The organism is Methylobacterium sp. WL18 (assembly GCF_008040015.1).
GTDB classification, from domain to species: domain Bacteria; phylum Pseudomonadota; class Alphaproteobacteria; order Rhizobiales; family Beijerinckiaceae; genus Methylobacterium; species Methylobacterium mesophilicum.
Map to the genome: position 1 here is coordinate 1 of NZ_VRVD01000199.1, position 7,782 is coordinate 7,782.

The 7,782-nt window shown below is 70.3% G+C and carries 6 protein-coding genes; 2 read left to right on the forward strand and 4 right to left on the reverse strand.

Going from position 1 to position 7,782, the window contains the following annotated elements:
* The 3 genes from FV228_RS15230 to FV228_RS15240 form a co-directional block, all read right to left on the reverse strand.
* A partial coding sequence (locus tag FV228_RS15230) for an enoyl-CoA hydratase/isomerase family protein (RefSeq protein ID WP_147855394.1) occupies positions 1-589 on the reverse strand: 589 nt, incomplete at its 3' end.
* Complete coding sequence (locus tag FV228_RS15235) at positions 589-1,731, reverse strand: isobutyryl-CoA dehydrogenase (RefSeq protein ID WP_147855395.1); 1,143 nt, start codon at positions 1,729-1,731, stop codon at positions 589-591. The genes FV228_RS15235 and FV228_RS15230, both read right to left, overlap by 1 nt.
* 246 nt (positions 1,732-1,977) lie before the next feature.
* Positions 1,978-3,474, reverse strand: coding sequence for a CoA-acylating methylmalonate-semialdehyde dehydrogenase (locus FV228_RS15240; RefSeq protein ID WP_147855396.1), 1,497 nt, complete (start codon positions 3,472-3,474; stop codon positions 1,978-1,980).
* Positions 3,475-3,593: 119 nt separating this feature from the next.
* Between FV228_RS15240 and FV228_RS15245 the strand changes: the two genes are divergently transcribed.
* On the forward strand, positions 3,594-4,505 hold the full coding sequence (locus tag FV228_RS15245; protein WP_238260080.1) for a LysR family transcriptional regulator: 912 nt from the start codon (positions 3,594-3,596) through the stop codon (positions 4,503-4,505).
* Between the two features lie 86 nt (positions 4,506-4,591).
* Positions 4,592-5,755: an iron-containing alcohol dehydrogenase gene (locus tag FV228_RS15250; RefSeq protein ID WP_147855398.1), complete on the forward strand. Its 1,164-nt coding sequence runs from the start codon at positions 4,592-4,594 to the stop codon at positions 5,753-5,755.
* Positions 5,756-6,167: 412 nt separating this feature from the next.
* On the opposite strand, the gene FV228_RS15255 is transcribed toward FV228_RS15250, so the two are convergent.
* Positions 6,168-7,403, reverse strand: a complete 1,236-nt coding sequence (locus FV228_RS15255; RefSeq protein ID WP_147855399.1) for an ABC transporter substrate-binding protein — start codon at positions 7,401-7,403, stop codon at positions 6,168-6,170.
* Between the last annotated feature and the right edge of the window lie 379 nt (positions 7,404-7,782).

A 7,782-nucleotide genomic window follows, 5' to 3' on the forward strand; every position in this document is an offset into this window, starting at 1 on the left:
GCAGCGCCGACAGCGCGTCGATCAGGTCGGGCAGCGCCTGCACGGGCACCAGCAGGTCGGCGAGCCCGCAAAACATCGCGTCGGCGGCGCCGACCGGCTCGCCGGTCAGGCCGAGATAGGTGCCGACCTGGCCGGGCGCCCGCGGCAGCAGCCAGGTGCCGCCGACATCCGGCAGGTAGCCGATACCGGTCTCCGGCATGGCCACGCGCGAGCGCTCGGTGACGACCCGGTGCGCGGCATGCCCCGCGAGCCCGACGCCGCCGCCCATGGTGATGCCGTCCATCACCGCCACGAACGGCTTTTCGTAAGCCGCGATGCGGGAATCCAGCCGGTACTCGTCCCGCCAGAAGGCTTCGGCGAAGGCGGTGCCGGCGTTGTCGTAGAGGCCGCGCAGGTCGCCGCCCGCGCACAGGCCGCGCTCGCCCTCGCCGGTGAGCAGCACTGCGGCGATGCCGGGATCGGCGGAGAACTGGTTCAGGGCGGCGTCGATCGCCAGGACCATGCCGTGCGTCAGGGCGTTCAGGGCCTTCGGCCGGTCGAGGCGCAGGCGCCCCAGTGCGCCGACGCGCTCGACGATCACATCGCTCATCAGCGTCCCCCGGTCAGCGCGCGGGCGATGATCACCCGCATGATCTCGTTGGTGCCTTCGAGGATCTGGTGCACCCGCAGGTCGCGGACGATTTTTTCCACCCCATACTCGGCCAGATAGCCGTAGCCGCCATGGAGCTGCAGGGCCTGGTTGGCGACCTCGAAGGCGGCATCCGTCACGTGGCGCTTGGCCATGGCGCAGAGCTGCGTGGCGGCCGGATCCTTGGCGTCGAGCGCCGCGGCGGCGTGGCGCAGGAAGGTGCGCGAGACTTCCAACGACGTGGCCATGTCGGCCAGCCGGAACTGGAGCGCCTGGAAGTCCGTGAGCTTCGCCCCGAAGGCGCGCCGGTCGGCCATGTAGGCCAGGCTCTTGTCGAGGGCCGACTGGGCGCCGCCCAGCGCGCAAGCCGCGATGTTGAGCCGGCCGCCGTCGAGGCCGCTCATGGCGATGCGGAAGCCCTGGCCCTCCGCGCCCAGGCGGTTGGCCACCGGGACCCGGCAGCCGTCGAACCGCACGGCCCGGGTCGGCTGGGCGTTCCAGCCCATCTTGCGCTCTTCCGCGCCGAAGGAGAGGCCGGGCGTGCCCTTCTCGACCACGATCGCCGAGATGCCCTTCGGCCCCGCCTCGCCGGTGCGGACCATGCAGACGTAGAGGTCGCTGACGCCGGCGCCCGAGATGAACTGCTTCTCGCCGGTCAGCACGTACTCGTCGCCGTCCCGCTCGGCACGGGTGCGCAGCGCCGCCGCGTCCGAGCCCGAGCCCGGCTCGGTCAGGCAGTAGCTGGCGATCGTCTCCATGCCCATCAGGCCCGGGATCCAGCGCTGGCGCTGGTCCGCGTCGCCGTAGGCGTCGATCATCCAGGCGCACATGTTGTGGATTGACAGGAACGCCGCCACGGTCGGGCAGCCGGTGCTCAGCGCCTCGAAGATCAGGGCGGCGTCGAGCCGCGACAGGCCGGAGCCGCCGACATCCTCGCGGACATAGATGCCGGCCATGCCGAGCGCCGCGGCGGCCCTCAGGGTCTCGACCGGAAACGTCTTGTCCCGGTCCCAGTCGAGGGCGTGCGGCGCGATATGCTCGGCCGCGAAGCCGAGCGCCATGTCGCGGATCGCGGTCCGGTCCTCATCGAGCCCGAAACTCATGGGCACTTCCTCCAAGTTCATCGCCGAGCCAGCGCAGATTCCTCATCCGCGCGGGCCACGATGGTCGCACACCGGCTGCCGTCAGGCGCAACGTGCCCCCTCTCCCGTTCGGGAGAGGGTTGGGGTGAGGGATCAGGTCTTTCCGGACAGGGCGCATCCCTCACCCTGTCCCTCTCCCGCTCGGGAGAGGGGACCCGCGCTAGCCATAGAGCCGCGCGGCTCCTTCTTCCGCCAGGACGCTCGGCCCTACCGCATCGTCGGGATGGAGAACTCCGCCCCGCTCTTGATGCCGCTCGGCCAGCGCTGCGTGACGGTCTTGGTCTTGGTGTAGAACCGGATCGCGTCCGGCCCGTGCTGGTTCAGGTCGCCGAAGCCCGAGCGCTTCCAGCCGCCGAAGGTGTGGTAGGCGATCGGGACCGGGATCGGCACGTTGACGCCGACCATGCCGACGTTCACCCGGGCGGTGAAGTCGCGCGCCGCGTCGCCGTCCTGGGTGAAGATCGCGACGCCGTTGCCGTACTGGTGCGTCGAGGGCAGCGCCAGCGCCTCCTCGTAGTTCTGCGCCCGCACAACCGAGAGGACGGGCCCGAAGATCTCTTCCTTGTAGATGGTCATGTCGGGGGTCACGCGGTCGAACAGCGAGCCGCCCATGTAGAAGCCGTTCTCGTAACCCTGGAGCTTGAAGCCGCGGCCGTCGACGGCGAGATGCGCACCCTCGGCGACGCCCTGGTCGATGTAGCCCGCGACCTTCCGGACCGCCTCGGCGGTGACCATCGGCCCGTAATCGGCCGAGCCGTCATGCGACGGGCCGATCTTGAGCGACTCGACCCGCGGGATCAGCTTTTCCATCAGGCGGTCGGCGGTGGCCTCGCCCACCGGCACCGCCACCGAGATCGCCATGCAGCGCTCGCCGGCCGAGCCGTAGCCGGCGCCGATCAGCGCATCGACCACTTGGCCCATGTCGGCGTCCGGCATGATGATCATGTGGTTCTTGGCGCCGCCGAAGCACTGGGCGCGCTTCCCCGTCTGGGCGGAGCGTACGTAGATGTACTCGGCGATCTGTGAGGAGCCGACGAAGCCCACCGCCTTGATGTCCTCGTCGTCGAGGATCGCGTCGACCGCTTCCTTGTCGCCGTTGACGACGTTCAGGATCCCGGGCGGCAGGCCGGCCTCCAGGAAGATCTCGGCGATGCGCAGCGGCACGCTCGGGTCGCGCTCGGACGGCTTCAGGATGAAGGCGTTGCCGCACGCGATGGCGGGGGCGCATTTCCACAGCGGGATCATGGCCGGGAAGTTGAACGGCGTGATGCCGGCCACGACGCCGAGCGGCTGGCGCAGGGAGTAGACGTCGATTCCGGGGCCGGCGCCCTCGGTGTACTCGCCCTTGAGCAGGTGCGGGATGCCGCAGGCGAACTCGACCACCTCGACGCCGCGCTGGATGTCGCCCTTGGCGTCCGGCACGGTCTTGCCGTGCTCGGAGGCCAGCAGCTCGGCCAGGCTGTCCATCTCGCCGCGGATCAGTTCGAGGAAGCGCATCATCACCCGGGCGCGCTTCTGCGGGTTGGTGGCCGCCCAGGCCGGCTGAGCCGCCGCGGCGTTCTCCACCGCGGCCCGCATCTCGTCCTTGCTGGCCAGCGCGACCTGGGCCTGGACCTCCCCGGTCGAGGGGTGGAACACGTCGGCGAAGCGCCCGCTCTCGCCGCCCACGGTACGGCCGCCGATGAAGTGCCCGATCTTGCGCATGCGCGCCTCCCTGATGTCGTGTTGGGTTTGGTTTTGGCGCAGCCTAGCAGGATCGCTTGAACGATAAAGCCGGATGCGCTTACATCCGTTGTGCATCGATGCACAGCGGGTTTGCGACCATGAGCCGGGCCGGACGCAACTGGGACGACCTGCGCTTCTTCCTGGCGGTGGCGCGCACCGGCACCCTGAGCGCCGCCGCGACCCGGACCGGCACCGAGCACACCACCGTGGGGCGCCGCATCCGCGCCCTGGAGGAAGGGCTGGGCGCGCGCCTGTTCCACCGCAGCAACGTCGGCTACGCGCTCACCGAGGACGGCGCCAACCTGATGACCGTGGCCGAGGCCATGGAGAGCGCCTTCCTGTCCGCCAGCGCCGCCACGGAGGCGGGCGCGCAATCCGTCTCCGGCACCGTACGGATCGGAGCCCCGGACGGGTTCGGCAGCGTGTTCCTGGCCTCGCGGATGCACCGGCTGACCGAGCGCCATCCGGGGCTGGAGGTCGAGATCATGGCGACCGCGCGGATCTTCAGCCTGTCGAAGCGCGAGGCCGACATCGTCATCGGGCTGTCCACCCCGCAGCAGGCCCGGGTGGTGGCGCGCCGGCTCACCGATTACCGGCTGTTCGTCTACGGATCCGAGGCCTACCTCGCTGCGGCGCCCGCGATCGCCGGCGTCCCGGACCTCACGGCGCATCCGTTCGTCGGCTATATCGAGGACATGCTGTTCGCGCGCGAGCTGAACTATCTCGGCGCGCTCGAACCGGCCGTCTCGGCGCGGCTGCGCTCGACCAACCTGCTCGCCCAGGTCCACGCGACGCTGAACGGCGCCGGGCTGTGCATCCTGCCGGCCTTCATCGCGGCGGCCCATCCCGGGCTGGCGCCGGTCCTGCCCGGGGCGGTGTCGCTGACGCGCTCGTTCCACATGCACATCCACGAGGACCACCGGAAGGCGGCCCATATCCGGGCGGTGGCGGGCTTCATCGCCGGCGAGGTCGAGGCGGCGGGCGCGCTGTTCGCCGGGCCGTCCGTGTAAGCGTCGGCGGTTTCGCGGCGGCGGCCCAAGTCCTAAGATCGACAGTTCCTGAAGGCCCGAACCGGCTCTGAGCGAAGGATCAAAAAATGGTTGCCTCGATCGCCCTGCCGCGGCTGATGCGCATCGGCGCCGGCGCCTCGCGGCTGCTGCCGGAGATCCTGGGCCAGCTCGGCCTGTCGCGCCCCTTCGTGGTCACCGACCCCTACCTGGTCAGCAGCGGCCGCACCGACACGCTGCTCGAACGGCTCGCCAGCGCGGGGGCCCGCGGAACGATCTTCTCCGAGACCGTGCCGGACCCGACCGTGGCCTCCGTGGAGGCGGCGCTCGCGGCGCTCCAGGCCGGCGACTTCGACTGCGTGGTCGGCTTCGGCGGCGGCAGCCCGATGGACACCGCCAAGGCGGTGGCGGTGCTTGCCCGCCACGGCGGCCACATGCGCGACTACAAGGCGCCCCGCCTGCAGGACGAGCCCGGCCTGCCGATCGTGGCGATCCCCACCACGGCCGGCACCGGCTCGGAGGCGACCCGCTTCACCATCGTCACCGACGAGACCTCGGACGAGAAGATGCTCTGCATCGGGCTGGCCTACCTGCCGGTGGCCGCGCTGGTCGACTACGAACTGACCCTGACCAAGCCGAAGCGCCTCTCCGCCGACACCGGCATCGATGCGCTGACCCACGCCATCGAGGCCTACGTCTCGCGCAAGTCCAACCTGTTCTCGGACGGGCTCGCGCTCCAGGCGATGCGCCTGATCGCGCCGAACCTGCGCCGGGTCTGGACCGACCCCAGCGACCGCGCGGCCCGGGAGGCGATGATGCTCGGCGCGACCCAGGCCGGCATCGCCTTCTCGAACGCGTCGGTGGCGCTGGTCCACGGCATGAGCCGGCCGATCGGCGCGCATTTCCACGTGGCCCACGGGCTCTCGAACGCGATGCTGCTGCCGGTGGTGACCGCCTTCTCGGCCCCCGCCGCGGTGGCGCGCTACGCCGCCTGCGCCCGGGCCATGGGGATCCCCGGCCTCGACGGCGACGACCGGGCCGCCGTCAACGCCCTGGTGGCGGAACTCGAAGCCCTCAACGACGACCTCGACGTGCCCGGCCCCCGGGAATACGGGATCGACCCGGCCCGCTGGGAGGCCCTGATCCCGACCATGGCCGCGCAGGCGCTCGCCTCCGGCTCCCCCGCCAACAACCCGCTCGAGCCGAGCGCGGAGGAGATCCAGGCGCTGTACCGGCGGGTCTGGGCGGCCTAATCGTCGCTGGTGAAAAGCGCTGCTCTCCTCTCCCGTACGAGCGTGCGGATTCACATATCGGGTCGGCAGAACACACGGGAGACACCGCGGCTCTCCCTCCCCCCTTTGCGGGGGAGGGTGGCCCCCGCAAAGGGGGGGGAGAGGGGAGCGACGGTGCAGGAGAAAGCGCCGGCCTGCACCCCTGCGCGGCCTTCTTCCGGAAGCCGGGTTCCCCTCTCCCGATCCGGCCTGAAGGCCGGCCCACCCTCCCCCGCAGAGGGGGGAGGGAGACGCGTCTGGGGTTAGCCTTGGCCCAAATCCGGCAGCGATGTGAGAATATCGTAGCCCGTGCGGGAAAGGGAGCGCGTCGCGTTCTGCAAGAGCAAGAGCCTTCAAATCCTTGACGGCCCTCGCCTCACGATAAGAGCGCCTATTACTTCGCCGCCGCCGTCAGCGGGCAGCCGCTCTCGGCCGGGCTCGCGTAGGCTTCCTTGCCCGGGATGGTCGCGAGTTGCTTGTAGAGGTCCCACGGGCCCTTCGACTCGGCCGGCTTCTTGACCTCGAACAGGTACATGTCGTGCACCATGCGGCCGTTCGGCTGCACCGTGCCGCCATGGGCGAACACGTCGTCCACCGGGAGCGCCTTGAGCTTGGCGTTGACCGCCTCGGTCTCGTCGGTGCCGGCGGCCTTGACGGCCTTCAGGTAGGACAGCACCGCCGAGTAGGTGCCGGCCTGGATCATGTTGGGCATCCGACCGGTGCGCTTCATGTAGCGCTGGCCGAAGGCGCGGGTCTCGTCGTTGGCGTCCCAGTACCAGCCCTCGGTCAGGGTCAGGCCCTGCGCGACCTTGAGGCCGAGCCCCTCCACCTCCGAGAGGGTGAACAGCAGGGCCGCGAGCTTCTGGCCGCCCTCGACGATGCCGTACTCGGCCGCCTGCTTGATCGCGTTGGAGGTGTCCAGCCCGGCATTGGCGAGCCCGATCACCTTGGCCTTCGAGCCCTGCGCCTGGAGCAGGAACGAGGAGAAGTCCTGGTTCGAGAGCGGGTGGCGGACGCTGCCCAGCACCTTGCCGTTGTTGGCCAGCACCACGCGGCTGGTATCGGCCTCCAGCGCCGAGCCGAAGGCGTAGTCGGCGGTGAGGAAGAACCAGGTGTCGCCGCCGGCCCGGGTCAGCGCGCCGCCGGTGCCGACCGCCAGCGCGCGGGTGTCGTAGGCCCAGTGGTAGCCGTAGGGCGTGCACGCCTTGCCGGTGAGGTCGCTGGAGGCCGCCCCGGTGGTGATCGTGATCTTCTTCTTCTCGCGGGACAGGCCCTGGACCGCCAGCGCCACCGACGAGGTGGTCAATTCCATGATCGCGTCGACGCCGTCGCGGTCGTACCATTGCCGGGCGATGCCCGAGGCGATGTCCGGCTTGTTCTGGTGGTCGGCCGCGAGGATCTCGATCGGCACGCCGTCGACCTTGCCGCCGAAATCCTCCACCGCCATCCGGGCGGCTTCCACCGAGCCCTGGCCGCCGAACTGAGCATAGAGGCCGGACTGGTCGTTGAGCACGCCGATGCGCAGCGCGTTGCCCGAGAAGGCGCCGGCCGCGGCACCCTGTGCGGCCGCCGGGCCCGAGCCCAGAGCCAGGGCGGTGGCCAGCACCGCACCGCCAAATGTCCTGATCATGTCACTCCCCGGCATGTTTTGCCCGGATGATCCGAGCACCCGATTCTGACGCGGGTTCGGCCGCAGACTATTGCAGCCGCGGATGCTGCGCCACGGCCAGGATTGAGCCGCGCGTGAGAGATCGCGCCGGTTGTGACCGACCCGGCAACCGCCCCGTTTCCGGACCGTATCCGACCGGGACAGTTATAATACCTTAACCATAAGTACACGAATGGCCCCGCAGGGTCCGGGGATGGACGGCAATTCGGCCGTCTCCGGCGCGTGGCGATGCGATGAATCCAGCCCGTCTCGCCGTCCTCGGCATCGCCCTCGCAGCGGGCAGCGGGGCGGCCTTCCTGATGAGCGGCGGCGACCCGCCTCCGCCGCCGCTCATCAGGAA

What these genes read in the sequence shown, in the direction of transcription:
- FV228_RS15255 (WP_147855399.1), bottom strand. Translation starts at nt 7,403, where the DNA reads ATGATCAGGACATTTGGCGGTGCGGTGCTGGCCACCGCCCTGGCTCTG.
- FV228_RS15240 (WP_147855396.1), bottom strand. Translation starts at nt 3,474, where the DNA reads ATGCGCAAGATCGGGCACTTCATCGGCGGCCGTACCGTGGGCGGCGAG.
- FV228_RS15235 (WP_147855395.1), bottom strand. Translation starts at nt 1,731, where the DNA reads ATGAGTTTCGGGCTCGATGAGGACCGGACCGCGATCCGCGACATGGCG.
- FV228_RS15250 (WP_147855398.1), top strand. Translation starts at nt 4,592, where the DNA reads ATGGTTGCCTCGATCGCCCTGCCGCGGCTGATGCGCATCGGCGCCGGC.
- FV228_RS15245 (WP_238260080.1), top strand. Translation starts at nt 3,594, where the DNA reads ATGAGCCGGGCCGGACGCAACTGGGACGACCTGCGCTTCTTCCTGGCG.